Source organism: Silvibacterium acidisoli (genome assembly GCA_022870745.1).
Lineage (GTDB): Bacteria > Acidobacteriota > Terriglobia > Terriglobales > Acidobacteriaceae > Silvibacterium.
On record CP085323.1, the window covers coordinates 1,669,084 to 1,695,119 of the forward strand.

General features: G+C 59.3%; 23 protein-coding genes and 1 tRNA gene. 8 read left to right on the plus strand and 16 right to left on the minus strand.

All coding sequences use genetic code 11. From position 1 onward, the window contains the following. Window positions 1-13: 13 nt before the first annotated feature. From LJD29_RS06860 to LJD29_RS06920, 13 genes are all read right to left on the minus strand, one after another. Complete coding sequence (locus LJD29_RS06860) at window positions 14-997, minus strand: hypothetical protein (RefSeq protein WP_446745005.1); 984 nt, start codon at window positions 995-997, stop codon at window positions 14-16. Then, window positions 994-1,506 (minus strand): hypothetical protein, encoded by a 513-nt coding sequence (locus tag LJD29_RS06865; RefSeq protein ID WP_446745006.1) that lies wholly within the window; start codon window positions 1,504-1,506, stop codon window positions 994-996. The genes LJD29_RS06860 and LJD29_RS06865 overlap by 4 nt, the downstream gene beginning before the upstream one ends. 58 nt (window positions 1,507-1,564) lie before the next feature. Then, window positions 1,565-2,017: a hypothetical protein gene (locus LJD29_RS06870; RefSeq protein WP_446745007.1), complete on the minus strand. Its 453-nt coding sequence runs from the start codon at window positions 2,015-2,017 to the stop codon at window positions 1,565-1,567. A 3-nt stretch (window positions 2,018-2,020) separates the two neighbouring features. After that, window positions 2,021-2,644: a hypothetical protein gene (locus tag LJD29_RS06875; RefSeq protein WP_446745008.1), complete on the minus strand. Its 624-nt coding sequence runs from the start codon at window positions 2,642-2,644 to the stop codon at window positions 2,021-2,023. Between the two features lie 71 nt (window positions 2,645-2,715). Beyond that, window positions 2,716-3,684 (minus strand): hypothetical protein, encoded by a 969-nt coding sequence (locus LJD29_RS06880; RefSeq protein ID WP_446745009.1) that lies wholly within the window; start codon window positions 3,682-3,684, stop codon window positions 2,716-2,718. A gap of 173 nt (window positions 3,685-3,857) precedes the next feature. Next, complete coding sequence (locus LJD29_RS06885) at window positions 3,858-4,289, minus strand: hypothetical protein (RefSeq protein WP_446745010.1); 432 nt, start codon at window positions 4,287-4,289, stop codon at window positions 3,858-3,860. Beyond that, window positions 4,280-4,888: a hypothetical protein gene (locus LJD29_RS06890; RefSeq protein WP_446745011.1), complete on the minus strand. Its 609-nt coding sequence runs from the start codon at window positions 4,886-4,888 to the stop codon at window positions 4,280-4,282. The genes LJD29_RS06885 and LJD29_RS06890 overlap by 10 nt, the downstream gene beginning before the upstream one ends. A 42-nt stretch (window positions 4,889-4,930) precedes the next feature. Continuing rightward, complete coding sequence (locus LJD29_RS06895) at window positions 4,931-6,229, minus strand: phage portal protein (protein WP_446745012.1); 1,299 nt, start codon at window positions 6,227-6,229, stop codon at window positions 4,931-4,933. A 129-nt stretch (window positions 6,230-6,358) separates the two neighbouring features. Then, a complete protein-coding gene (locus tag LJD29_RS06900) occupies window positions 6,359-7,174 on the minus strand; it encodes a DUF3037 domain-containing protein (protein ID WP_446745013.1) in 816 nt (271 codons plus the stop codon). A gap of 48 nt (window positions 7,175-7,222) precedes the next feature. After that, window positions 7,223-8,098, minus strand: a complete 876-nt coding sequence (locus LJD29_RS06905) for a HipA family kinase (protein ID WP_446745014.1) — start codon at window positions 8,096-8,098, stop codon at window positions 7,223-7,225. A gap of 41 nt (window positions 8,099-8,139) precedes the next feature. Continuing rightward, window positions 8,140-9,618, minus strand: coding sequence for a terminase large subunit (locus LJD29_RS06910; RefSeq protein ID WP_446745015.1), 1,479 nt, complete (start codon window positions 9,616-9,618; stop codon window positions 8,140-8,142). 16 nt (window positions 9,619-9,634) lie between these two features. After that, window positions 9,635-14,242: a glycosyl hydrolase family 28-related protein gene (locus LJD29_RS06915; protein WP_446745016.1), complete on the minus strand. Its 4,608-nt coding sequence runs from the start codon at window positions 14,240-14,242 to the stop codon at window positions 9,635-9,637. Between the two features lie 219 nt (window positions 14,243-14,461). After that, on the minus strand, window positions 14,462-14,938 hold the full coding sequence (locus LJD29_RS06920) for a hypothetical protein (protein WP_446745017.1): 477 nt from the start codon (window positions 14,936-14,938) through the stop codon (window positions 14,462-14,464). Between the two features lie 675 nt (window positions 14,939-15,613). Here LJD29_RS06920 and LJD29_RS06925 point away from each other — a divergent pair. Genes LJD29_RS06925 through LJD29_RS06935 form a run of 3 tightly spaced genes read left to right on the plus strand, consistent with a single transcriptional unit; the run spans window position 15,614 to window position 17,663 of the window. Further along, the gene (locus tag LJD29_RS06925) at window positions 15,614-16,330 is read left to right on the plus strand and encodes a hypothetical protein (protein ID WP_446745018.1); all 717 of its coding nucleotides are present in this window, start codon (window positions 15,614-15,616) and stop codon (window positions 16,328-16,330) included. 53 nt (window positions 16,331-16,383) lie between these two features. Further along, window positions 16,384-16,608, plus strand: coding sequence for a hypothetical protein (locus LJD29_RS06930; protein ID WP_446745019.1), 225 nt, complete (start codon window positions 16,384-16,386; stop codon window positions 16,606-16,608). Continuing rightward, window positions 16,605-17,663, plus strand: coding sequence for a Gfo/Idh/MocA family oxidoreductase (locus tag LJD29_RS06935; protein WP_446745890.1), 1,059 nt, complete (start codon window positions 16,605-16,607; stop codon window positions 17,661-17,663). The genes LJD29_RS06930 and LJD29_RS06935 overlap by 4 nt, the downstream gene beginning before the upstream one ends. A 102-nt stretch (window positions 17,664-17,765) precedes the next feature. Here LJD29_RS06935 and LJD29_RS06940 read toward each other — a convergent pair whose 3' ends face one another. Both LJD29_RS06940 and mltG read right to left on the minus strand, forming a co-directional pair. Next, the gene (locus LJD29_RS06940) at window positions 17,766-18,671 is read right to left on the minus strand and encodes a hypothetical protein (RefSeq protein WP_446745020.1); all 906 of its coding nucleotides are present in this window, start codon (window positions 18,669-18,671) and stop codon (window positions 17,766-17,768) included. Between the two features lie 27 nt (window positions 18,672-18,698). Beyond that, entirely contained in the window at window positions 18,699-19,688 is a 990-nt protein-coding gene (gene mltG, locus LJD29_RS06945; RefSeq protein WP_446745021.1) for an endolytic transglycosylase MltG, read from the minus strand. Window positions 19,689-20,054: 366 nt separating this feature from the next. On the opposite strand from mltG, the gene LJD29_RS06950 reads away from it, so the two are divergent. The 5 genes from LJD29_RS06950 (at window position 20,055) to LJD29_RS06970 (ending at window position 22,466) form a co-directional block, all read left to right on the plus strand. Then, entirely contained in the window at window positions 20,055-20,528 is a 474-nt protein-coding gene (locus tag LJD29_RS06950) for a GreA/GreB family elongation factor (protein WP_446745022.1), read from the plus strand. Window positions 20,529-20,539: 11 nt separating this feature from the next. Continuing rightward, the gene (locus tag LJD29_RS06955; protein ID WP_446745023.1) at window positions 20,540-21,295 is read left to right on the plus strand and encodes a CDP-alcohol phosphatidyltransferase family protein; all 756 of its coding nucleotides are present in this window, start codon (window positions 20,540-20,542) and stop codon (window positions 21,293-21,295) included. 33 nt (window positions 21,296-21,328) lie between these two features. Beyond that, window positions 21,329-21,601, plus strand: coding sequence for an oxidative damage protection protein (locus LJD29_RS06960; RefSeq protein WP_446745024.1), 273 nt, complete (start codon window positions 21,329-21,331; stop codon window positions 21,599-21,601). A gap of 94 nt (window positions 21,602-21,695) precedes the next feature. Further along, window positions 21,696-21,772, plus strand: a tRNA-Pro gene (locus LJD29_RS06965). A 244-nt stretch (window positions 21,773-22,016) separates the two neighbouring features. Next, window positions 22,017-22,466 (plus strand): energy transducer TonB, encoded by a 450-nt coding sequence (locus LJD29_RS06970; protein WP_446745025.1) that lies wholly within the window; start codon window positions 22,017-22,019, stop codon window positions 22,464-22,466. Between the two features lie 127 nt (window positions 22,467-22,593). Here the strand turns inward: LJD29_RS06970 and LJD29_RS06975 are convergent, their stop codons facing one another. Further along, on the minus strand, window positions 22,594-26,013 hold the full coding sequence (locus LJD29_RS06975; RefSeq protein ID WP_446745026.1) for a TonB-dependent receptor: 3,420 nt from the start codon (window positions 26,011-26,013) through the stop codon (window positions 22,594-22,596). Window positions 26,014-26,036: the final 23 nt, after the last annotated feature.

Below are 26,036 nucleotides of genomic sequence, written 5' to 3' on the forward strand. Positions count from 1 at the left end.
CTCCTTGGCAGCCTTAGACCAGGGTCTGGGCGGACGGCAGGTAAGTGCGATAGCAGACGACCTGCTGGCCATCATTCGCGTCGGTTGCAGGCAGAGCGCGAAAGCCTGCGGCAAGCGCGATGCGGTCGAGCGGGCCTGCCATGTTTGCCGTTGATTCGGCTGCGCCTGCCAGCGCTTCGAGACGTGGATAGTAAAAACAGAGGCGATCTCCCTGTTCGCCGGGCATGACGAAGAGCGCGGACCACTCCTGGAAGAAGCTGCCGCCTTCGCGGTCGACAAAGCCGAGCACGGCCTGCACCTTCAAGGTGCTGGCGGGCACGCCTGCTATGAGCGGCTGCGCAAGCTGCAGGCCGGTGGGCAGAACCCCTGACACGCGCGCGACGTTGAAGGTGACCCGGCGGATGGCGTCGGCGTCCAGTGTATTTGTCGCAGTGGCAGATACGTATCCTGCGCTAACTCCGGAGCCGATGTACCCTGATTGCGCGGCGTAGTCGTTGTCGACGGCGACGATAGAGCCTGCGGTGAAGCCGGCGGACGCCCCACTGGCCATGGCAAGAAAGCTAGCGGTCGAACCGGATGCGGCGAGTGGTACTGCGGCGGCAGCTTTTGCTCCAGAGCCGTTGGCTGCCGCTCCGGATGCGGGTTCGAGCAAGTTCATATGTTGCGTGCCGCCTGCGAGGGCCATGGAGAGCTTGGTCCATGTCTTGAAACGGAAGGAGACGCTGGCGTCTATGCTCTCGCGGACCTGGTAGTGCGTCAGAGCGGGCGAGCCGGTGGTGAGACCGGTGGTCTTGCTGAGCGACTTGCGGGCGAAGTCTTCGATCCATCCGAGGTCGATCCATGGCAAGGGCGGAGTGTCGAGCGCGAATTGACCCGACAGAGAGGGATCGAAGACGGAAACCTTACGGTTGGTGCGATCGACTGGTGCAAAATACGCGCGCACCCGCCGCGTTACGGGCGGCATGGCGCTCCATGTGGTCAGCGGCGTTGTGCTCATTGTTCTCCCTGTTCCTGGAAGGCGAAGACGGTCACAGTGGCGATACGGTTGAGGCGCTCACGTACGGTACTGGCAGGCGCGAAGGCAGCCGGCGTCCAGAAGACCTGCGTGTTCAGTGTGGTAGCAGGCGTCGTCGCGTAGTTCATCTTCTGCGTGCCGGGCGGTGCTAGAAGCTGCGTGAGCTCGTAGTCCATCTCTTCGAGGTCACGGCCGCGATCGAGTCCGTTATTGCCTTGCGTGCCTGCCGTGGCGTAGTGGATTTCGCACTGCATGGTGGCCAGCGGCGCGGGCAGTTGATTGTCCACGCTGAGCGATGTCCAGCGCAGGACGAAGACATCGGTGAGCAGCTGCGGCATGGGCTGCTCGGCTTCTTCGACGAGGATGCCGGGGCGAGATAGCCCGCGCAGCGTCATGACGCGCTCCGGGTTCAGCGTGGCGAGGCGGTTGCGCAGCGTGATGTAAAAAGTGTCTTTCGCGTTCTGCATGGTGTGCTCCTGAGACAAGATCATTCCTCCCACCCAAGCGGAGCTTGGATGGGCACCCCTTTTCGTGGTGGTTCATGCTTGGCTAAGACGCGGACTGCAGCTGCCAGCCGGAGGCCGATTCTCGTAACAGTAATCGATACATATAGACCTGGCCGAGCGTTTCTGATATCGAGGTTTCTTCGATGAGGAAGAGCTTGCCGTCGATCACCGCTCCTGCGGCCATCGCGAAGAGGGTATCGGCGGAACTTAGCTGCAGCTGACTGATGGCGGCCTGTACAGCAACGGCAGAAACCAGCAACTCGTACTTTGCGGGCTGCCCCTCGGCTACGGTCGCGCGTACGCGGCGAAAGACGGCCGGCGCCAAGGGCAGCAGCTCAAAACCGGGAGCTGTGATGCCGAGCTGTGCCGGGTCGGTCGAGACAGGGGTTGCGGGTGGCATTTGCAGCGAGGCTGTCGTGCCTCCGTTGGCGCGCAGCAGGGCGTTGGCCATGCGCAGGGCGTGGCTGTTGAATGTCTGTGTGCTGGTGTCGGCCATGGATTATCCCAGACGGGTTGCCACCCACGGAGCGAGCAGCGCCTGTACTGTTCCGTCGATGAGTGTGTTTGAGAAGTACTGGATCTGCATGGTATCGAGCTTGCTCGACTTGACGTTGAGCCCGGGCGTAGATTGCGCGTTCTTGACGATGAGCGCGCAGGCGCTGAGCACGGCATCGGGAATGGTCGCGAGGCCAGCGGTATAGGTGACTTCGACTTCGTTGTAGGGCAGGCCCATGATGTTGAGCGGGAAGGTCAGCTCGCCTGTGTCAGCCACGAAATCTACCGTGGTTGGATCGATCGTGGTCCATGCTCCGGGCAGCGAGAAGGCCCACAGCACTTCTTCCTGCATGGGGTAGATGAGCTCGCCGCGTCGTGGTCTTGCGTAGCGTGCCTGGATGCTCACCAACGGTGAGTTCGCCGGTGCGATGGGAGCGAGTGGAAGATGGCTGAGGCGAACGGTCTGCGAGCCGGCGACCATGCGCAGGCGCTCGGTATATTGCGTGGGATTGAGGCTCACACGGCGGCAGTGCGTGTTGATGATGGCCGAGGCTACGGTGATCCAGTCGTCGGTGACATCGGCGGAGAGCCCGTAGCTCTCATATTGTGACGGCTGTAGATATCCCATTTTTCTCCTTTAGTCAGGATCCAAAAACAGAAAAGCCCGCAGCATTTTCAGCTGCGGGCTTTTGCTATCGACTACCGGTCTACGAGCACCTGATAGTGAGCGTAGCTGGCGCCCTTGACCACCGGGGCTCCGAACTTGACGACCACGTACTGTGAAGCGAGCGAGCTGGGAACTCCGAGGCGGAAGACGCGCGGGTTCGGATCGCTGAGCCAGTGGTACTCGATCATGTCCTCGGTGACGATGTAGGCGGGCAGCACGGCCGATCCAGAGCCGGGCGTGCCGGTGTAGCTCAATGTCCAGTCGGGAATCAGCGGCAGATTGCCGGCCTGGGTGGAGAGCATTTTGACGGTGACGCCGCCGGTGATTTCGGTCGTGCCGAGGACGACGTTGAAGTCGGCCTTCATCTCACGATCGATCAGGTCGAGCAGCACGGGGTTTGCGTAGATCGCGGTTGGCCTTACGGCGAAGCTCGAGTTCGCGACCATCTGCGCCACGGTCGACTTGAGTCCGTCGACGATGCTGGCGGTGCTGGCGATGGTGGTGGTGTTGCCACCGGCGACGATCTGCTGCGCCACGCCGTAGTACTGTGTTGTGGTGGGCGTGGTCAGCGAGGTGTCATTGCCGTTCCACAGCGCAACGTCATGCGTGTGCAGGACGCCTTCGATGGTGTCGACCAGGTCCTTGGCCTGCAGATAAGCGAACTGCTTCTGCTGTGTTCCAAGCTCGACGTCGAAGAGGTTGTAGTTCAGCTGGGCAACCAGCGCCTTGAGCGGCACGCTGCGCTCGACACGCGTGGGGCTGACAACAGGCGCCACAATCGTACGAGGATCGACAAAGCCCGACGTGCCCGGGGTGGGAATCGCCGTCTCTTCGAAGAAACGCGACGGGTGGCCGGTGGCAGGAACCTGCTTGATGCGCTGACCGAAGCTGCCGCGGCGGCGAACGATGTCCGTGATCTCGGTGTTGTACATCGGCACTTCAATCGCGCCAGGCCCGATGTAGTCAGCAGCCGAATGAATGTCGTAGAAATTTGCGTTCATGGTTTTCCTTCCGCCCTTGGGCTGTTGTGTTTAAAACGAAAAGGGTCCGCTTTGTGCGGACCCTTGCAGGGGCTTAAGCCTTGCCTGATACGACGCTTGTGGTGGACCCGTCCATGACGATGAAGCTGTCATGGATGGGGCACCCGCGATTTCGTAACAGTTACGAGACCTTTTTACGCGACGGCACCCGCGCGCAACAGCTGCGACTTCACGGCGATGCGCTGCTCGAGGCTCAGGCCGGTGAGGGCTGCATCGAGTGCTCCCGCTTCGATGGAGTCGAGGGCGGTAATGCCGCCTTTCGCGAGCAGCTGTACAGTCGCCGCGGGCAGCGTCTTACGCAGCGAGGCTGGCTTTTCTTCCTGCGCGCGCAGCTCCATGAGCTGCTTTTCGGCTGCGGCCAGGCGGCGTTCCAGCTCCTGCTCGCGAGCCGTGATCTCGACGCCCGGCTCGATGGCCGTTGCGACAATCTTCTGGAGGTCGCCGTGGCGTTCGGCCTCACGCTGCTCCAGCAGCAGGGCGGTCTTCTCAAGCTGCGCCGCGGCGACGCTCAGCCTCTCGATGCTCTCGTTCATCGACCCCGGGATGTTGCTTGCCTCTATCTCCATCGTGTTTCCTTTCCCTGTCGTGTTTCGAGTTGCTGCTGCGGGTGATGCCTTCCTGCCGTGCGCGAGGCCTGTGCTGTGATGCCGGTGGTGCGGCAGCGACGCGCGCTCAGCTGGAAGGATGTGTCGCGATACGCGGCTTTTTCGCGGAGCAGGATGGCTGCACCGGTGAAGGTCGCTCGCGTCAACGTCCAGATCGAGGCGTTCATATCGGCCACGTGCGCGTCGGCCAGCTCATAGGACATGCCCATCGAGCCGGTAGCGCCCTGCCGCATCTGTTCCTCGACCTCGGGAAAGTCTTTCCCGAAGAGATATCCGCTTACCTTGAGGCGGTTTCCCTCGATGTCGGCCTGGGTGATGATGCCGCACTTGCGGCGCGCATCGTGGCCGTCCCAGGAAGGCGTGTAGTCGACCGCCATGCCGATGAGCGAGGGCAGCGCCGCTGTGGCCGCGGCTCGCGTGAGAATGACGCGATGGCCGCGCGCTCCCGATGGCGGACGCGTGCTGGGCTCATCGATCAGCGTCAGCACGCCTTCGAACGGAATGCGATTGGGGTGGCCTGCGACCTCAGGCAGTGCGACTGCCAGTGCTTCCAGTCTCATTGCTGCTCCTTGGGTTTCTTCGTGGGGTTCCTGCTTGGTGGGTTATTCATTCTGTTTCAATGCGGATTCAGCGACCTCCTCTTCTGCGACCGGATCGGGTCCCGGCACGGAATTCGAAATGGAGGCGCCAGGCAGCGGAGACAGGCCGCGCATGGCGCGCACCTCGTTCACGGTGAGAACCCCGGCGGCAAGCAATGCCGTCTGGATCTCGATCTCCTGCATCTCGTCGCGGGAGTCGAGCTCGTTGAAGACGAACTCGAACTCATGCCAGCCAAGCCGCTTCGCGAAGAGGTCGCGGGTGATGTGCTCGGCAACAAGCCGCGCCAGCGGTGTGATGGCAGAGTGGAAAGCTTCGTCCATCAGCTCGCCCGCGGTGGACTTGTTCACATCCTGCTCAAGGCCCAGCATCAGCGGCGGCAGATTGAAAGCGTTCGCGATCATGCGAATGAGGAACTGCTGCCAGTTGAGGCGCAGGTCGGCATCGGTGCCTTGCGCAAAGCGCAGCACCTCGGGCTTCTGCGGCGAGCTGAGAATGGGAACGCGTCCGGTGCCTTCGATCTCGTCCTGCCACCAGCGGATGAGCCGCTCCTGCTGCGCGGGCGTGGTTTCGTCGATCCAGAGAGCGTACTGAACGACGCTGTTGCTGGCGAGCTTGCCGGCGAAGCGGTGCGCGCCAAGAAAGGAGTTGACGCTCTCGAACGCAACTTCCAGAGGCCCCAGCCCAAAGGGCGTGTAGGTGCGCGGATTCATGCGCATATAGATAAGCTCGTTGTCGTTCAACGCGATCGACGACTGATCGCCGACCAGACCTGTCGCCTGCGCGTAGCGCGGCGAATCGGGGCGGCCATCCCAGCGCGGATTGATGCGAATGGTCGCACCATCGACCGGCCACAGCTCGAATGGCTTTTCGGAATTGCCAGTCAGGTCCATCTCGATCGCGCCGTATCCGCCGACAAGTGCATCTTCGAGCACCTGCTCGATGAGTGTGCGGAAGGAATCGGAGTCATTGGGGGCCTGGAGGGTGCGGCGCAGGATTGCAGCCTTGCGCGCGGCATAGCCGACCTTTCCTGGCATGTAATCGCGTTTGAGGCGAACCTGCCAGTCCAGGCTGGCCACGCGGTCCTTAATGATGTTGATGGCGCGGCGCACGACCGGCGTCTCGGCGAAGCGGCGCAGGTTTGCAGGCGTGGGCTTGGGCAGCGTGTGTCCGGGCGCTGGATAAGGTCCCAGGATTGACGGCAGGGCCAGCGTCTTGCGCTGCAACGGAGCGGCTTCGGCGGCCTCTACATTTCCGCCTCCCAGCTTTTTCCAGGCACTTCGGATGGAATCTTTCACGCTCACTTGGCTCTGCTCCTTTGTCGATTGCAAATGGAAAAGGCATGGCCTGCGCCATGCCTTCTGCTTTCAGGGGCTGAAGCCCCTTGCCTGTTGTTTGCTATGGCACGGCTGAAGCCGTGCCCTTTCACAAAGCTAGATTCTCAACTCTCGTCTTGCGGTTGCGGCTACGCGGTCCAGGTCATTCGTCGTCAACACACGGATCTGTTGCGCTTCCATCGTCTCGATGGCGAAGCGATATTGCGCTTCGCCATCTTCGGTCTCTTTGCGTTCGCGTATCGGTTCAACGATGGCCGTCAGCTCCAGCGATGCATTTTCGATGCGACGCACGCCTTCCGTCAGCGAAGATAGACTGAAGGCGAGCACCTTGGCAGTCTCCGAATCGCCGTCGAGCGAGACCGCGTGAAACATGCGGATGACGCCGTTGGGGCGATACCCACAGTCGATGCGCAACGGATCGCCGGGCCGTGTGTAGCTGGCGGCGGCGATGCGCTTCTGCATCAGGTCCCAAACGCCGGCGCGCTCGAACTCGGATCGCATTTTTGCATGGATAGCCATGCGTCCGCTGCGCCGCGAAGCCGGCTCACGCTTTCTCGCCTCGACATGCAGCCGCATCAACTGCTCGATCTCCGCGGGGATCGACTCTGCCAGGCAGGCCTTGGACGTCGTGATCTGCAGAAGGTTCGAGAACGAGTCTTCGAGCGTCTTCATCACCGGCTGGCCATCTTCGAGAAACCGTCTGCGAATCTCGCCTTCCAACGCTTCGAGCATTCCGGTGTCGGCATCAGGATCCATGCAGCGCACCCTCGACCAGTCCTTCGTGAAGCGCACGACCGTGCTCGCCGGCCGCCCTGCCTCACGCAGGAGCACGCCGATATTCACGAATTCGTTCTTCACCGGGTCGGGAACGTATCGCACCAGGAAGAATTCACATGGCTGACGCTGGTTCACTCTTTACTTCTCTCCATTTCTCAAAATAAATCTGCCCGAAGCTTCGAATTACATGAGCGGCTCCAACCTCAATCCATCGGCCCAATGCGGATCGGGGAACTGCTGGCTGGATACTTTCCCAGGAAGCTTGTTCCAATTCGGGAAAGGCTCCCGCGAGGAGTTCCGAAAACCGTCGATCAGCTCCCGCACCCGGTCACGGCGGCGGATCAGATGTTCCACCACCCCTTCGATCGCGGAAGGATCACCACCGTACCACTCCGGCGGAACCCCTTCTGCAATCTCCCAGATCTTCTGCGGATCGAGAGCTTCGATGCGGCTAAGCCACGGCTCGAAGTTCTCCCAACCCGTGATGTTCCTGTACACGGCATTGCGAGCGAAGACACCGCGCAGCGGCGCGTCCTTAAAGTCCCACTCGCCCGCGTTGAAGCAATAACCGTAATCGATAAACGTGGCCGTGTATTTCTTCTCGCGCGTCTTGCGAGAGAAGACCGCCTGGCGCCCGTTCGTATTGCAGGTCCACTTATCGAGCGCCAGAATGCCGGCAAACTCTTCCATGTTGCGGACCTCCGCGAAGCGCTCCTCGGGCAGATAATCGAGCAGGTGTCCGGGCATAAGGCCGCCGACCAGGCGCGAGCCAAAGCAAAGCCCTGGACGGCAACGTTCCCGCTTTGAGCCGAGGTCGAGGTCGAGCTCTTCGGTGTTCTGAATCAGCCAGTCGGTAACCTCGACAACTTCGCAGGCCGGGACAGTCAGCCCGGCAGCTGCGGCAAGCCGCGTGGCCATCAATTCATTCGCCAGCACCCGCAGGTGCTGGGGATTGTTCTGGAACTTCACGACATACGCGTTGCCGTCATCGGCGAGCATCAGGTGACCCTGTGCTCCGCCGCGCATTCGCCGGATCTGCTGTACCGCAAGAACTGCCACTTTCGCGCCGTTCCTTTTTTGGGGTTGTTGCACGGATTTTATCAACCGGCGGCGACCAGTTCACTACGAACTGCAATCGCCATGGCCATGGACATCACACAATCGTCATGTTCGCCGAATTGCGCGGCGATGTTTCCGTTACGATGGCGCACGAACGTTCGGCATTCGCGCAGCAGCCGGCTGCTCGAAAAGATCCGCGGCGACTCGACCAGCGCAGCCCCCAGGAGGCCGATCATGCGTGGCCGCGAAAGGGTTGAGGTCAGCCATCCCTGCTGGCCACCCTGCCCGTAAAGATGCATGTAGCGGCAGACCCCGGTTAGATACGCGAGGATTCCAGTGCCGTGGTTGTTTCTTTCCACGACCACAAGCGCCTGGTTGTACTCGGCGGCCAGCTTCGCTACCTCCTGCGCCAGATCGAGGCCGCCGATCTTGCTACGGATCTCGGCACATTGCAGGCTGGTCTCGAGCTCGATCACCTGCACCGCCGAGTAGTCGCCTTCGCTGCCGCCTCCTGCCGGATCGACGGCTACCAGATACTTCCTGCCCGGCACCGGCGGATACCAGATCTGCAACTGGCCTCCGAGGCGCTTTGCAAACGGCTCATTCACTTCCCTTTCGCGGATATTGATCGCGTCCTTGTCGAAGACGCAATCGCCGCTCGAGAGGAAGCAGTCGCTGGCGTTCTCGGCGTACTCCTGCTTGGCGAGGCCGCGGAAGTTTGCCAGCAGCTGGCGGCGGAAACCGATCTGCGCGTGCGTAAGGTTGTGCTCCTGCATCAGGCGGCGCTCGGCTTCGTCAAGGGTGCTTTCACAGACTGCCGTGCCGGTATACGACGGCTCCCACCACCACGGGAAGAAGTGCCGCACGGTACCGGTGGATTCGGACTCCTGCCACTCCTGCCAGAAGCATCCTCCTGCGCCCATCGGGGTCGATTCGAGCACGATTTCTCCTCCTTTGGGCACAGCGGCACAGAGGCCCTGCAGTGTTTCGGCCGGCTCGCGGCTCCAGCGCGCAAGCTCCGAGCAGTGCAGGTTATTGATGGTGAGGCCACGGCCCGCGTTCGGATCGGCGGCGCTCTCCACGCGGTATTCACTATCCAGCATCGGGAAAGCGATCTGGCGAATGTTGGAACGCGATGTCTTGAGAATGCCATCGCGAAATTGCGGTGGCAGGCACTCGTAAAAGCGGTGCACGATGCGGAAGATCGACTCTGCAGCCTCCTGCGTATGTGCTACCTGCACGGTGAGGGTTCCTGGACAGGTAATTGTCTTCAGAAAAAATTGTCCGGAGACCCAGGTACTGATACCCATCTGGCGAGCCTTGAGAACGATGTTACGAGGCCCGCGTTTTGCTTCAAACTCCAGCTGCACGCGATTGGGCTTGAGCGGCACGTGGTTGCCGCTCCGGTCACGAACACGCAGATAACGCCGCGCCAGGAACTTACGCAGGACGCGATCACCCGCAGCGAGCCGCTCACCCATCTGCTGCAGCTGAGCGAAGTCACTCTCGCTGCAAGACATGAACTACTCCGAAGGTTCAGTAGGCGTACCAGTTGTAATCCGGTCCGCAGACCAGGGTGCGCTTGCCCGCCGAAGAGATGACCAGCGAGGTCGCATTCGCGCCCTGGTAGTTGATGTTCTGTGAGCTGACTGTCTGCAATGTGACCGCATTCGCCGAAGTGTCCGACTTGATGACGTTCAGCTCGAGGCCGGTCGGCGGCGTGTTGTCCGCCAGAGGCGTGAAGCAACTGGGCAGCGTAATCGTCTGCGACCCGCTTGCTGCGTTGGCAATGACATTCTTATTCGCCGTTGTGAGCGTCAGCGTGGCCGATGTGTTCAACACCGTGCTGAGCGCTAGGCCACCGTTCGAACGGATAGTTCCCTGCGAGGTGATGTTGAAGAACGGCGACACACCGGAGAAATGCCCCTGGAAGATATCCCCCTGATAGCCGGTGTAGAGCTGCGCGGCATACGCGGCATAGTTCGAAGCAGCGGCGATCGGAGTCGACCAGACGCGCGGAATCGCCCCCGAAGGATCGTTGATATTCGCCCCACCGCTTGAGAAGCCTGTCACCTGCGCCGGTTCGAGAGACTGGGAATAGTTTCCGCACCCGGTCAGATGATGCACGCTGGTGAAGGACGGCGGCGCTCCCGCAGCTCCGGCATAAGTGATCCAGTTCGCGCTGTTGCTCATGCCAAGACAGTCTATGTCGGCGATGAGCATGTTATTTGTGACCGTGGCGGCGACGTATGCAAGGTTGGCCGAAGGAAAGCTGGTCAGATCGGGCCACTGAATATGTCCACCATGCAGAGAAACACCGTTTGCGCCGATATAGAAACCCGCTACCGCCGGACTGTCTGCGTAAGTATCTGTCCACACGGTGCCGCCACCGCCGGTGTCATAGATGACATAGTTGGTCGCATAAGATGCATTCGCTGCCGTGTTCGAGGCAGCGGTGTTGCTGCATGGAGCAGTCGTGCAGGTGTACGGGTAGCCGAATCCATGTATCAGGTAGCCGGTATTGCCCGTGCCTTCGTTGAAGACACCGGCCGTCAGCGCGTTGCGCACCGTAACGGCGTCGAGGTGGCTATCCATCGCCGTCTTCAGCAGATGGATGCCATAGGCGGGGCGCGTCGCCGGCGTGAACAGGGTCGTGTTGTAGCTGACAGTGATGTTGCGCAGCAGGAAGTTCGACTGGTGCGTGCTGCCGGTTGCTTCTCCCAGGTCGATACCGTCGCCGGTTGTGTCGTTCACTGTCACGTTATCGATCAGTAGTCCGCGAAACCATTGCAGCTCGAAAGCATGGGTAGCGTGAGTCGCTCCGAGAACGACCAGGTCTTTAAAGGTGCATCCCTGTGCCTGCTTCGTTTTGCCAAGGAAGATGACATCCCCCGAGAGATTCGATGGGACGCTGAGATTGGTCGCAGCCGCGCTGCCCGCGTTCACCGTCGATCCACCGGAACCAATCAGGTTTACGCACGCTCCATTTGCCGGCTCGTTCATCGTTGCCGTGACGGGAAAAGTTCCAGGCCCGAGACGAATCGTCTGATTAGCCCCCGATGAAGTGGCGAGTGCAACAGCGGCCGTCCATGCGGCGTTGAGGTTCGCGTAGGTTGTGCCATCGACGGTGATTTCACCATTGATGGTCGCCGCGGTTAAAGCACCCTGCGTCTCCGAATTGCCGCTCACTGCTGCATTCGCGGTCGAGTTCGACTGCCCGCTGACCTTGAAGCCATTTACCCAGGCCGAGCCATTCCAGATGTCGTACTCCCATCCGGACTTTGTCGTGCTGTTGGTAGGGCCGCCCATCATACAGAAGCGATAGGTTGCATGTGTCTGTCCGGCAGGCGCAACGTCATAGGTGCAACTGGAACCGGCGAACTGATGACCCATGGTGTAGTTGCTGTTTGGATTCGCCCCCAGATTCGCATCGGCCGGCCCGAACACCGCCGATTCGTAGAACGGACCATTCGTGTTGCTTGCAAGCATTCCGCGCTGCGGATTCGAATAGCTCGTCCAGGCGTATGTCCCGTCGGCCTCCTGCACCGCAACAACCGAAGGCGCAATGTTTCCCATGAACTGACCGATAGCGGCTTCCTGCGTTTCGCCCGAGGTAATGCTCGCACCGCCGCTTGTCGCTGTGACATTGCCCTTTGTAGAGACCTTGATGAATCCCGCGCCAGTCGCCTCGTTGTCGGCTCCGCCTACGCCCCACCACTCGTCGTTTTCAAATGAGGCGTTGGCGGTCACACCTGCGCCTCCGGTCGAGCTGACTGTGGTTCCATTCGGAATGCTGCCGACGATCGCAGATCCGCAGATCATATCCGTCGCATCGTTGCACATCGTCGCCCAGTTCAAGTTGGGCGTGTCGATCGACTCGAAGTGGTTCGACTTGAGAGTCAGTGTGCCGTAGTTGCTGTTCGGCTGTCCTGCAAGAATCGATCCCGCAGGCCACGCAATGTTTCCACCGGCGGTCGAAACTGTTGTTCCGCTCATGTTTCGTTGAGTGAAATGTGCCTGCCCGTCACCAGCGAAAACCGCTTCCACCGTTTCAAACTGTCCCTGCTGCACGCATCCGCCAGATGGGGTATGAACATAAGCCGAACATGCCGTACTGCCCGAGAGATAGTCCTGTGGGTAGATGTTGTAAGGGAACGATCCGAACTTCACGGCATCCGCCGGATCGTTGGCGTAACTGGGCGCCCACAGTGTACTCGCGACTGGAGCAGCAGCTCCATTAATCGCTCCGGTAAGTGTGGTTGAGAATGGCTCGCCATTCACTTCTATGTCAGAGTTCATGTGCGGCTGCCCGTTCACGGGAAAGCCCTCGCAGTAGAAGCCTTCTATCAGTCCGGAGAATGCGCTGTCGGTGCGGAAGCAACCGGTAAACCAGTTCGACTTGATCGATCCACCCAGAACCGAAAACTGTTCCGACGAGATATAGAACGCCGCGACACGTTCGGGAAGTATAGTCGGCTGATACGTCGCATTTGCGACGGAGACATCGCCGCCCGTGGTGGCAGCATTCGCACTCTGGACAACGTACTGGGTGGTCGAGGACGCCGAGCAGCTTCCGTTTGCCACGGCACTGCAGTTGTTGAAGACGGCTTTGATCTGTTGCAGGCCGTTCAGGCCGGTAGCTCCGGTCCCGGTGATGCCTTCGATCGTAACCCAGTGACCGGCGACAAGCGGCGAAACACCGGGCGTATTCGCTGTACCCGCTCCACCATTGCCTGTCACAACATAAGTAGCGGTAGCGCCATTGCCGGATGCTGAGGCCAATACCTGCGCGGTCGACCAGCCATTTCCCGGAAAGACACCGTTCGGGCAGTTGCGAGGTCCCCAGCAGTATCCATCGGAAGACTCTCCGGCCGACGCGATCTGGGTGTCGAGGAACTTCAGCTCATTGCCGATCGCTACGATCGGCCATCGCACCGCATCCCATTCCGTATCGATCACATCCAGGCGCTCGGTGCTGCCCAGCAGCATAAGGCCCCGGCCGCCGCCGCCGCTGCCACGCACACGGTAGATAGTGTATCCGGCGGCGCTTTGCACCTCGATCAGCGTTGCCGTGTAAAGATGGCCATTCGGTGCATCGACCGTCATATTCTCGAGCGAGCCGTTACACGTCCACAGGTTCGGCTGTACCGATGCGCCGTTGTAAATCTTCAGAGCGTTTGCGCTGTTGTTGTATGCGCGGATAATCGTTGCCTGCGGACCATCGCCGACAAAGTGAATCTGGCACGGCACGTTGAGCACGGCTGAAATTCTGTACGTTCCAGCGGGAAGATACACTTCGGGATACGTTTTGCCCTGCGGCGTTGCGATGGCATAGTTGATCGCCGCCTGTATCGCGCAGGTAGAGTCGGCGCTTCCGCTTGGATCAGCCGCATTGCTGCAACCGGTACCGAAATCGGGGTGCCGTACATCGACCTTCGGCAGCTTTGTGGATGCATTGGGCGTATTCAATTCGCCGGACATCGTGCCGCCCGCAATCGGCAACTCGGTAGCCGCAAGAGCGTCAGTATAGTGCTTGGTTACAGCCTGGTCGTTTGAGGTGGGATCGGCAGCAAGCTGGAGCGCTCCGCTCATCGCGCCCCCTGTCAAAGGCAGAAACTCTCCCGTAATCGCAGCAATCGAAGTATCGACATAAGCCTTGTCGATTGGCTGCACGGCGATCGTAGCCGGAGCCAGCGCCGCGCGGATTGTCGAGATCGTAGCGACCGAAGTCTGCGGAACTACCCAGTATTCCTTGTTCACCGTGCCATCGCCGAGATGATAGACCGCGGTGTAGTAACTTCCTTCCGGATAGGCGCCCTCGTTCGGCGCCAGGCTCAGCGTTACGAACCCATCCGCGCCGATGGTGGCCGTCGTACTGCCGGCGGCAACGGCTTCACCGGTATTCGTCGAGAAGGATGGCCAGCTGACAATGACGGTTCCCGATGCAGCCGTGCCATCGGCGCGATAGATGGTTCCCTGCACCGTAGTGGTGGTCACCTGCGCATCCATGCGGACGGGAAGCATTGCCAGCATAACAATCAGTCCTGCAACCCCCGCCAGAAACTTCCGTCTCGCACAACCCAGGTTCATCGTCATCTTCTCCTGCGCCTTCATTGCTCCGCCGATCTTTGAGGAAGTAGACACGCAAATACGTGCCCGTGTTGCATCCCGCCGATGCGATGTGCCTTTAAACATGCAACATCCTCAGCTTGTACCGCAGCCGGAAAATAAAAGGGAGACGCCGATGCGCCTCCCCGTCTTTCCTTCATTCTGTTATCAGAATAGCAAGGAACCAGTTAATTCCACGTCAACATCATGAGATCTATAAGCCCCTTATTTTGTGCCATTTAGGAAGCCATCCGGCTAGCAGGACTCTTGACATGCATCGGGCGCGTCGGCAACCAGCAGTCCGGCATGAAGCAGGATCTGCGTAAGCCGATCGAGTGCCTCCCCATAGTGCCGCTGTACCGAGCGGAGGCTCTGCTGCGTCAATTCGGCAGCTTCACCCTGCGTATACTCCTGCAGAGCAATACGAACGATCAACTGCTGCGAAGCAGAATCCAGCTTTTTCAGACAGCGTTCTACATCGATGACGAAGATCACAGCATCCTCGAAGTTTTTCAACCGATAGCAGGTCGCCCTGCCACGAAAGACAATGTTCCCGACGATTGACGGCATACGGCCCATGTCGAGCGACATGCGCATGTAGCGTCGCAACAGGCGTTCCGTACGCTTGCGATAGAAGGCAAGTCCACCCAGCGGCCTTGGCCGCATGTCACGCGTACCGGCAGGGACGGATGCCGCAGCCCAGAGAAATGGAAGCGAAAGAGCTGCGCTCATGCTGCACCTCCCTGCTGATACGCAGGCTGAACAACGTGCTTGCAGGGGCGGCCTCTGCGACGCCGCGTGGGCCTTGGAAGGCTTCGGAACAGTTTCTCGCATGAGGCGCAATAGATCGTCGTCCGCTCGGTAGCCCGTAACCACAGGCTGCCGCAGCCTTCACAAACTTTCAGTTGAATAGACAGGTACGCCATGAATTCTCCAAGGCAAGTTGACCTCGCGGATCCGATGAAGATGGTGCTGGGAACCGCGGGAAGTGAAAGAACCCGCCGCGCGCACAAATCTGCGGGCGCGACGATTCGGAGGGAGAGAACCGAATGGAATGAAATCACTTGAATTCAGGCAGTCCAGGGTAAAGTCGTTCATGTTTTCGTGCTTTGCCAACCGGCAGGCGACAGCCAGCCCACGGACTCGCATCAATTCATGCGGCCCATGTGGCTCCATGCGCACGCAAAAAAGCTGCGCGTCGCACGGGATACATCCTGGTTTTCTGGCAAAGGTGTTCCGACTCTATCGAAACCGAAAAAACGGATCAATGCCGCGGACCTGTGCGATGTCCCACAAGCGAACACACTCTTTCGTCACCCTCGATTTCAGCAGGCAATATGGGGAAATACCTTTTCTGTGAGGAAATGCACTTAGAGAGGTGTATTGCTTTCAGACAATATTCCACAGATGAACGCTTCCCAACTTCATGAGCGTCTCCGCGTAGAGATCGTCCGCAGAATCGATCGCGGAATGCTTACGGGAATGCTGCTGGCAAAGCAGGCAGGCGTGCAGCCGTCTCATATTTCCAACTTCCTGCATCGCAAGCGGCAGCTCAGCCTTTCGACGATGGACCGGGTCCTGGCCGCGCAATCAATCAGCGTGGAAGATCTGTTGCCGACCGAGAAGCTGCGCGGAAAAGCAACAGACACTGAGACGAAGACGCCGCTTCCCACAACGGTCCCGCTTGTATCCGGAACGACCGCTATTTACTCGCCGTCTATCCCAGCAAATGCAGTGCTGGAGATGATTCACCTGCCTCATGGGTCGCTGGAAGAACTGCGTCCTCGACGTACCGTCAGCCGCCGCGACTGGCAGCGGTTTCTCGCCCTGCGCACGACGGCCGAGCAGGCTGCCCCGATGATTCCGATTCTTCGCTCACGCTCAATTACAGTGGTCGACCGCCATTACAATTCGTTCGCTCCGTACCGGGCGCCGGCGCCCAATCTTTACGCCGTCAACGCGGGGGGCGCGGTGCTCTTTCGCTATGTCACCTTCGACGCAGACAGCCTGATTCTGCGGCCGCACAACCTGGAGTACGCAGTAGATCTGCTGCGCATGAATACAGGCGACTCGCCTTCTGAATTCCTCATCGGCCGCGTCTGCATGACGCTCGTCGAACCGTAGGCGCAGGAACATCGTGCCGCGAATTTTGATAGCATCGGCTTCGGAGGATCTTCATGGAGCAAGCAGCAAATTCCGGTAACGGCGCGCGCCGTAACGAGGACATCGCCCTCGACCTGTTCAAGTTCATTGCCACCACTGCATCTGTGGGCCGTCCCGCCGCCGGAGCAACCGGTTTTGTCGCCCCCACAGCTTCGAAGGCCGAAGACCAGGTCGATCACCTGCTCAAGCTTTATGCGCGCTGCCTGAAGACCGTTTCCGGCCAGGAGCCCTCGCTCTGAGCACATCGCTCCCCGTCCTGCGAGTCGCCGTCTGTGGCGCCGGAGCCTTTGGCCGCAATCATCTGAGGGTCTATCGCGAGCTGTCGCAGCGTGACCCGGAGGCCGCGGGCTTTCACGTTGAGCTTGCTGCCATTGTGGAGGCCGATCTCGGCCGCCACGATGCTCTCGCCGCAGAATGGAAGATTCCCGTCTTCCCATCTGTCGATGCGCTGCTCGATGCAAGAACACGCGGCCAGGTGCAGGTCGAAGCTGCCTCGGTCTGCGTGCCCACATCTGCTCATTTTGCCGCTGCTGCGCCGCTGCTGGCCGCCGGCATCGATCTGCTGATAGAGAAGCCGATCGCAGCCAAGCTCGACGAAGCACGAGAGCTGGAAATGCTGGCGAAGCAGCATGGACGCATTCTCACGGTAGGCCATCTTGAACGCTTCAATCCTGCTGTAACGGCTGTCCAGCCGCTCCTGTCGCGGCCCATGTTTTTCGAGGCCCATCGTCTCAGTATCTTCACGCCGCGTGCGCTCGACGTCGATGTCGTGCTCGACCTGATGATCCACGACCTGGATATCGTGCTGTGCTTCGCAGCATCTCCGGTGCGGCATCTCCACGCCGTCGGCCTGCCTATCCTTTCGCGCAAGGTGGATATCGCCAATGTCCGCATCGAGTTCGAGTCGGGATGCGTGGCCAACTTTACCGCGAGCCGCGTCAGCACTGAGCGCGTGCGCAAGCTGCGCTTCTTCCAGCCGCATCAGTATGTCTCGATCGATTACGCCCGGCAGGACGTTCTGTCGATCGACGTCGATCCAGCGGCTGTCCCCGCCATCGCGGCAGCGGGACTGGGAGCCATGCCGGGAATTCCTGCCGGCTTGAACCTGCAGAAACCGCCGGTTACACAGGGTGAGCCTTTGAGGCTGGAGATTGAGTCGTTCCTGAACAGCGTTGCCACCCGTAAACCGCCCGTGGTGCTGGCAGAGCAGGCGACCGCCGCTCTAGCGCTTGCGCTGGACATCAATGCTGCTATTGCCGAACACGCGCAGCGCGCCGGCCTCGACCGCTTCTGAAAGACGCGCTTCCGGGTAGACCAGGCCGCAACCCATGTTGGGGATGCTTCGTGCAAGGCAGGTATCTTCATGCAGGGCGCGGCTTCAGCCCCTTAGGCACAGCTACTCCATCTTCTGAACGGTGTAATCCTTTGGAACTTCCAGGTTGAACTGAATATCGTTCAACTCCTGATTGACCGTCAGCTTCGAAATGGTCAGCTGGATTTGATACTCCTCGAGCGGCCGTTTGATTGTGACCATCCCGGGAAACTTCTCTTGCCCATAGGTTGCAACCGGCCCGTAAACAGCCTGCGTCTGGATTGCGCCCTTGGAATCGTAAATATCTTCCTGAACCGGCTGCAGGTTGGTCCGGCTGAAGTGGATCACGCGCTCGGGCACCAGTTGCTGGCTGCTCGGCATTGTGTGCATGACGGTGAGATTGTAGTTCGGCTGAATCAACAACTGTTTCGTCTTCGGGTCGATGTCCGTCTTGTTTTCTTCGGTCAGCGTGACCAGGTCGTCGGGCGCGATGCAACCTATAAGCAGAGAATCGAAGAAGATGTTCGGCCGCATGTTTTCAAGCGCGTTGGGCGAGGGCTTCGTAACCGTATTCGAGCCCTCGATCACGCGATTCTTCGACGGAATGAGCAGCTTGAAGGTCTTTCCATCACTGGCCATGTCGAAGGCACGGGTATGCAGCACGGGCACGAGGCCGATCACGCGGACGGACTCCGGCTTACGCAGCAGGATGTAGCCGGTAAAAGAAGTGTAGGTCTTTTCCTTGCCGTTCTTGGGCCCGCCAACCGTCGCCTGAAAATCCGCCGTTGCGCTCAGGGAATGGATCGCCTGGCAGCGGTCGTTGATGCTCTTTATGAGCTCGTCCGCTGTTGCCGTCAGCACGGTCGTCGGCATCTTCGCCTGCTTCACCGTACGGGTGTGCACGAGGCAGCCGTTCAGCAGGGGAAGCGTCAGCAACAGCAACAGCGATTTGTAGGCGGACTTCAACATCAGCTCAGCTGGCACGTCCATGAAACAGTTTCGACTTCAATACGGCGATTACCTCGCTCCCGCTTCATGCAGGGACTTTCTATATTCCTGTACGTTGTGCGTGTGCTCTTCGAGCGTGGCGGAAAACTTCGACTTGCCGGAAGGATCGGCACTCGCCGCCACAAAATACAGATAGTTCGTCTGAGCCGGTGTCATCGCGGCCTTCAATGAGACCAGCCCCGGGTTGCAGATAGGCCCCGGAGGCAATCCCGGGTGCCGATAGGTATTGTACGGGGAGTCGGCCTGCAGGTCGGAGGCGTAGATCGTTCCCCGATACCGGCCATCCAGCAGCGCCGCATAAATGACCGATGGATCCGTCATCAGCGGCATCTCCTTCGACAGGCGATTCTCAAAGACGCTGGCCACCAGCGGACGCTCTGCCGGAATCGGCGTTTCGCGTTCTACAAGCGACGCCAGGGTCACGACATGGTGATAATTCCCCGCCGTCAGCCCCAGCCCCCCCGTCTCCTGCCGGAAACGTCTGACCATGGTTGAAACAATTTGCAGCGCCGTCGCGCTGCGAGGGAAATGATAGGTGTCAGGGAAAAGATAGCCCTCGAGGCTCTGTGCCTGCGGGTCCAGGTCGGCAACCATGGTGGCATGCGTCCGGGCCGCCGCCATAAAGGCGTCTTTGCCGCCGAGCCTGGCTGCCTCCAGCCGCTGAGCGATATCGAAAAGATTAGAACCTTCAGGAACAGTCACCGCGACGGTATAGACGTCGCCGCGACGGAGCCGGTCGAAGACCTCGGCCATTTTTGCCGGATGATCGAACCGGTATTCCCCGGCCTTCAATGTGCCGCCTTTGATCAGATGCATGGCCTCGAACAGATCTTTGCTGCGGATGATTCCCTGCTGTTTGAGGAGCGCGGCGATCCTGATTCCCGGTGTCCCCGTAGGAATCTCTACGAAAGTCTCAGTGGTCGGGCCCGCCGGAACAAAAACGGAAAAACCAACCCAGGCAATTACAACGAAAACCAACAGAAGAAAAAGACGTCGCACTGACTCAAACCTTTATTTGGATTCCCTTGATCGATTTTATGATGCTGTCTTTTTTGTGCCCTTCGTAAACGAAAAATCCAGCTGGCTCGGGCACCTGCGCAATCCCGCCATTCCCAATAAACACCGTAATTCTTAGACGCAATCTGAGCAGCACAGCTCATCGCCGCGCTCCGTTACCCGGAATCGCACCCACAACCGGCTGGATCGGGAGTTCCCATGCCCCGGCGCCTTCGACACGCCCGGGCACCCGCCACAGCCGCGCAAGGCCGTCCCCCTGGGGCAATTCCGGTATAATCAAACTTTGCAAACTACATGGCTCCGCCGTTCTGAGATACGGCCATGCCCCAGAGCCGCAACGGATTATTCATGCCCGAACACATCAAGAAAAAGCTTCAGGAAGAGATCAAGCAGCTCGAACACGAGTTGACGCACGAACTTCCGGCGGAAATCAAAAAAGCCGTCGCGCTCGGCGATCTCAGCGAAAACGCCGAATACCACATGGCCAAGCAGCGGCAGGAGTTCGTAAACGCCCGCCTGGGCCAGTTGAAAGCCCGCATGGCGGAGCTGGCGCTCGTCAATCTGGCGAATATCCCCAAGGATCGCATCGCTTTCGGCTCGACTGTGACTGTCTACGACACCACGAAGGACGAGCAGATCGAATACAAGCTGGTCACGAGTGAAGAGTCCGATGTGAACCAGGGGTTGATTTCGACCACTTCGCCCATCGGCCGCAGCCTGATCGGCAAGCAGGTCGGCGACATGGCAACCGTTGTCACTCCGAACGGCAAGCGCGAGCTTGAAGTGCTGAAATTGTCCACCATTCACGACGAAGCGGAATAGATAGGTACAGGATGCCGTCGGCAACAGGTCAAAGCGCAGGAAACACTCCAGAACAACACACCCACAAGACCTGGACCAGCGCTTTTGGCCGTGCCTGTGGCGTATTGCTGCAGGCAATTGTCAACGGCCTCGCCCTTGCCCGCATCTCACCCAACGCACTGACCTTTATCGGCCTCCTCATCAATACCGGGGCCGCCGTCCTCTTCGGATTCGCCAACGAACAAAACTACGTCCGGATGTTCCTCTACGCAGGGCTGGTAATTATCGGCGCCGGCATCTTCGACATGGTAGACGGCCGGGTCGCCCGCCAGACCAACCAGGTCACGGTCTTCGGAGCCTTCTTCGATTCCGTGATCGATCGCTACTCCGACGTGGTGCTCTTCTTCGGACTGCTGGTCTTCTACGCGCGCGGTAACCGCCTGTTCTACGTCTTCCTGGCAGCCTTCGTCATGGTCACTTCGTTGATGGTGAGCTACACCCGCGCCCGCGCCGAAGCGCTCATCGGCAAGTGCAAGGTTGGCTTCATGGAGCGGCCGGAGCGCATCGTACTCATCATCCTGGGCGCGCTCTTCGATCGCTGGAACGTAATGGCCCCCGTGCTGTGGGTGCTGGCCGTCGTTTCCACGATCACCGTCATCCATCGCATCCGCTACACCTGGCAGATGACCAAGCACATGGCACCGGTTCGCGATACGCAGCCGATCGTCCTCCGCGGCGGTACCCCACAGGCCGGAAGCCAGGAAATGCCTTCTGCCCCCGGCGTCTAGCCCATCAGTACAATAGGAAAAGAGAGAAATCGAATGTCCCATACCGTCTTTTGCACGCGCTACAAGCAGGAAATGGAAGGTCTCGACGAGCCGCCCTTCGACAGCGACTTCGGCCAGAAGATCTATAAGAACGTCTCAAAGAAGGCCTGGGGAGAATGGCTCGAGCACCAGAAGATGCTGCTGAACGAGTACCGCCTGCAGCCCTGGACCCCGCAGGCGCAGGAATTCCTCGTCGAGCAGATGACCCAGTATTTCTTCGGAGAAGGCTCGAACCTGCCCAAGGAATACGTTCCGCCAAGTCACTAGCCGAAAAGCTCAGGCGGCGCACGCAGATAACTGCCGCGCCGCCTTTGAGCTTAGGTAAGAATCAGATACAATCAAACAGACCCCCACGGAAAGTCGGGACGTGGCTCAGCCTGGTAGAGCACTCGCTTGGGGTGCGAGGGGTCGGCAGTTCGAATCTGCCCGTCCCGACCAATACTTTCCAAAACAAACCTTCCCTACCCACAGCGCAGCAGGTCATTTGCTTGTGGGTCGATAGTCGCACGAGACATTCAAATACAGCTAAATATGTCCACTTCGAGCGTCGGCGCGCTGATTTAGAGTCAGCTTTTCGCGGGCTCCTTGATGTTTGAAGATTTCGATGAGACGCTCTCTGTGTCCCGGTCTTTGCTTCTGGACGAGCTTGTAGAGCGCATCGAGCCGGGTTAAACATCTCGGCATGATCCGGCCGCTGTTAACTTTTGCTCTCTTCTCGTTGTCTGCTTCGTTCGTTGCTTCCGCCCAAACACCAGATCCATCCGCCGCATCCCAGGCTCCGACAATTGCTTGTCCCGCAGATGGCAACCTGCCGCCGCAGCTGCCGTCGCCAAATGGGCCACGCAAATTGATTCCGGTTTCTGCAGGCGTAGCGGCTCAATTTAAGAAGAAGGGCGAAGCCCCCGCATACCCGCCTAATGCCCGGCAGGCGTACGTAGAAGGTACGGTTGTGCTGCACGCTATTATCTCGCCTTCAGGAGACGTGGAATCCCTTTGCGTAATTCAGGGGCCAGAGATGCTGCAACAGGCAGCCTATGATGCGGTCAAGACCTGGAAATACAAGCCGTACAAGCTCAATGGCGAAAAGATCGGAATGGACACTCAGATAAACGTGGCCTTCAAGCTGAGATGACTAACGATATGGCGTGCAAATGCACGCCATATCGCTTGGCTCATTGCCCAATGCATTGCCCATCTCCCGACGCAACAAAAAGAGGATGGCTTGCGCCATCCCCTAGGAGAAGAAGTTGCTTTGCAGCTTAGAACTCGAAGCGAGCGCTGAGCTGCATGTTGCGTCCTGGAACCGTCGTCCCTGAGATGGCGCCACCGCCCTGCGGGCGTCCCGGAGTCGACGTATCCAGTGGATCGTTGAAGTTGCCGTTCGGCGCGTCGAAGTTCGTGTGGTTGAACACGTTCGAAGCATCCGCACGGATCTGCAGGTGAACGCCCTCGATCAGGCTGAAATTCTTGCCGAGGGACATATTCGTGTCGATGAGACCTGCGGCGCGTAGCGTGTTGCGCTGGAAGCTGCCGAAGGTTCCATTCGGAGCCACCGAGAAGGCAGACGGGTCATACCACTCATTGATCGTCTTCTTTTTCGGATACGGCGAACCGATCAGGTTCGGATACCAGCTGCCCGCCTGCGAATAGGAGTTGTTCGGGCCGTCGTATACCAGCGTGAACGGATTGCCGCTCTGGGTAATTACGATGGCTGAAACCTGCCACCCCCCGGCGACCGCATCCAGATAGTGATTCTGGTTCATGTACATGCGCCCCTTGCCGAAAGGAAGCTGGTACACAACACTGCTCTTCAGCGAGTTGCGGATGTCGAAGTTCGACGGCGCGTAGTTGCTGCTGGGCGAGTGGAAGTTCTGGAAGTTGATGTAGCCGGCTTCGCCGTTGAACGGCGAGACGTCCATATCATCCAGGAACTTCGACCAGGTATACGCCATGCTGAAAGATATGCCGTTGGCAAGGCGCTTGTTCACCTGTGCCTGCAGCGCATGGTAGTTCGACTCCGCATTGAAGGTGCTTCCACTGATGGAGTTGAACTGCGGATAGGGGCGTCCACTTGGATTATCGTTCGGTCCGAGGTTCTCGACCGGCACCTGGTTGATGTCGCCCTTGAACTGCAGGTTCGACCCATGCTTGCCGACGTATGCCACTTCTGCGGTAATGCTGTAGGGCAGTTCGCGCTGCACACTCAACGACCAGGAATACAGCTTGGTCAGCGGCGTGTGGTAGTCGTCGTAGTTCACGCTCTGCCCGTTGTAGGCGGTGCGTGTCCTGCTTGCCGAAATGTAAGGCAGTGGGGTTGCAGTGCCGTAAAAGGTACCCGGACCGCTGAGCGACGTCACTGGAGTTACACCGTTGGTCTGGTCTTCGGCATTACCCGAAAAACCGTAGCCGGTTCCCTTGGCATTGCCGTACTGGTCCACACTCCACGGCGTTGTGTAGATACCGAAGCCACCGCGAATGACCGTATCGGTGCGTGGAGAGTAAGCGAACCCGACACGAGGCAACACGCCCGTATAAACATTCTCCTGAGCCCGCTTGCGGCCCACATCCGGAGCAAACCACATCGCTCCCAGGTTGCCGGACAACGCGTTCGGAATCGAGGGATCGAAGTCACCGATACGATCGTGAACCTCGCCCCAGCCTTCCTGGATCTGGTAGCGCACACCGAGGTTCAGCGTCAGGTTCGACTTGATCTTCCAGTCGTCCTGGATAAAGACCTGCGGGCTCTTGGAGCGCCCACCAAAGAGCGGCGAGTTCGCCGCACCCCAGCTGTTTACATCTCCCAGCAGGAAGTCTGCCCAGCCATTTCCGCTACCCGTGGCATCGAGGCTGGCCTGCGTGTACTGGCCTGAGAAGTTGAAATCTCCCGCGTCCACGTTGCCCCAGGCTGTCGAGTTGTCTTCGAACATGATGAACTCGCCGCCGAAGTGGAGAATATGCTTTCCGCGAATCAGCGTGACAACATCCGACGGCTGATACACGTTCTGCACATAAATCGTGTTCGTTCCCGCATAGGGCGAATCGCAGCAGATATTGGAGCTGATATTCAGGTTCGGAAGCAGATCCGCCTTAGCATACTGCAGACCGAGTTTGGCCGGATAACCCTGGTTCAAAGAAGCGGGGATGAGGAAGCTACCCTGGCGATTGAAGCTGAACCGGAACTCGTTGACGAGCGTCGAGCTGAAAGTCCAGGTGTCCGAGGTCTGGCTGGAGTAATCCGAAGTGTCGTCGCTGTAGCAGGCGATCGGGCAGGGAAACTCCGCCGGATAGAAGGCCGGCTGATCGCGCACCGCAATCGATGAGGTCAGGCGGTTCTTCTCGTTAAAGTCATAGTCAATACGGCCAAACCAGCGGTTCGAAGGATTATCGCTGGGCACCCTGTAGTAATAGTCTCCATTGATGCCGCCGCTCGTGTTCTGATTCGGATTCGCCCAGAGCCCAGCGCCGATTGCATTCTTCGCAACCGGATCGACACGGTTTGCAGGAATCATGTTGTTTGCGAACGGCATACGGCAGATGGAGCCACCCACAGTCTGCTGCGTTGCTGGATCGAAAATCTGTCCCTGGTAAACCACCTGATTATTGCAGGGGTTCACATAAGGATTGCCGTTCCCGTCCGTAACCGGCACGGGGTTGCCGTTGCCATCGCGAACAAGTAGCTGCGACAGGTCGTAGGCGCCGTTCGGCGTATTACCCTTCAACTGGTCAGTCGGCATCGCAACGTATCCACTGGCTGTTCCGTTGTCGATCGTCTTGTCATAGTTGAAATAGAAGAACATCTTGTTCTTCAGAATCGGACCGCCGATGGAGCCGCCGAACTGGTTGAACCGAAGCTCTGGCACTGCCTGGTCTGCCGGGTCGAAGTAGCTGCGCGCATTGAGAGCGTCGTTCTGGAAATGCTCATAAGCCGCACCGTGGAAACGGTTCGTTCCGCCCTTGGTGATCTGGTTGAAGATCGCGCCGCCAATGCCGTACTGTGCAGAGAAGTTCGAGGTCTCGATCTGAACTTCCGCAACCGTTTCGAAGGTGTCCGTTTCTACGTCCGCGCTGTGCGGGTTCGTCACCGAACCACCGTCGGAGAGGAAGTTGCCGGTAAACGGCAGGCCGCCGTTTACCGAAACACCCACACCCGGATTCGCGACGCCATAAGCCGACGACGCACCCGACGTACCTGGCAGCAGGATGGTGAAGTTCGCCCAGTCCGCACCTGTCTGCGGCAGCTGCTGCATGGTCTTCTCGTCGAGGGTCGTGGACTGCTCACCCGACTCCGTCTGCAACAGCGTCGCAACGTCGGTTGTCACCGTAATCTGCTGCTGCGTGCTGCCCACCTGGAGCTTGCCATTCATCGTGATGGTCGTGACGTCAAGCGTAACTGGACCCATCACCAGCTTGTCGAAGCCCTGCGATTCCACCGTCACGGTGTAATGACCGGTCGGGGTCGACACCGTGTCGTAAATACCGCTCTTATTAGTTACAAATTCCTTGGTCACGCCCGTTTCGACATTCGTAACGGTAACGTGCGCATTTGGAATCACTGCACCGGACGAGTCGGTCACGGTACCACGGATTTCGCCGGTCGCTGCGCTCTGCGCGTGTGCTGCTGCACCCGCGCCAAGCAGAAGACAGAAAGCGGCCAGCCAATAGCGAGGCGCTCTGAACATGAGAATTAGCACTCCTGTAAAAG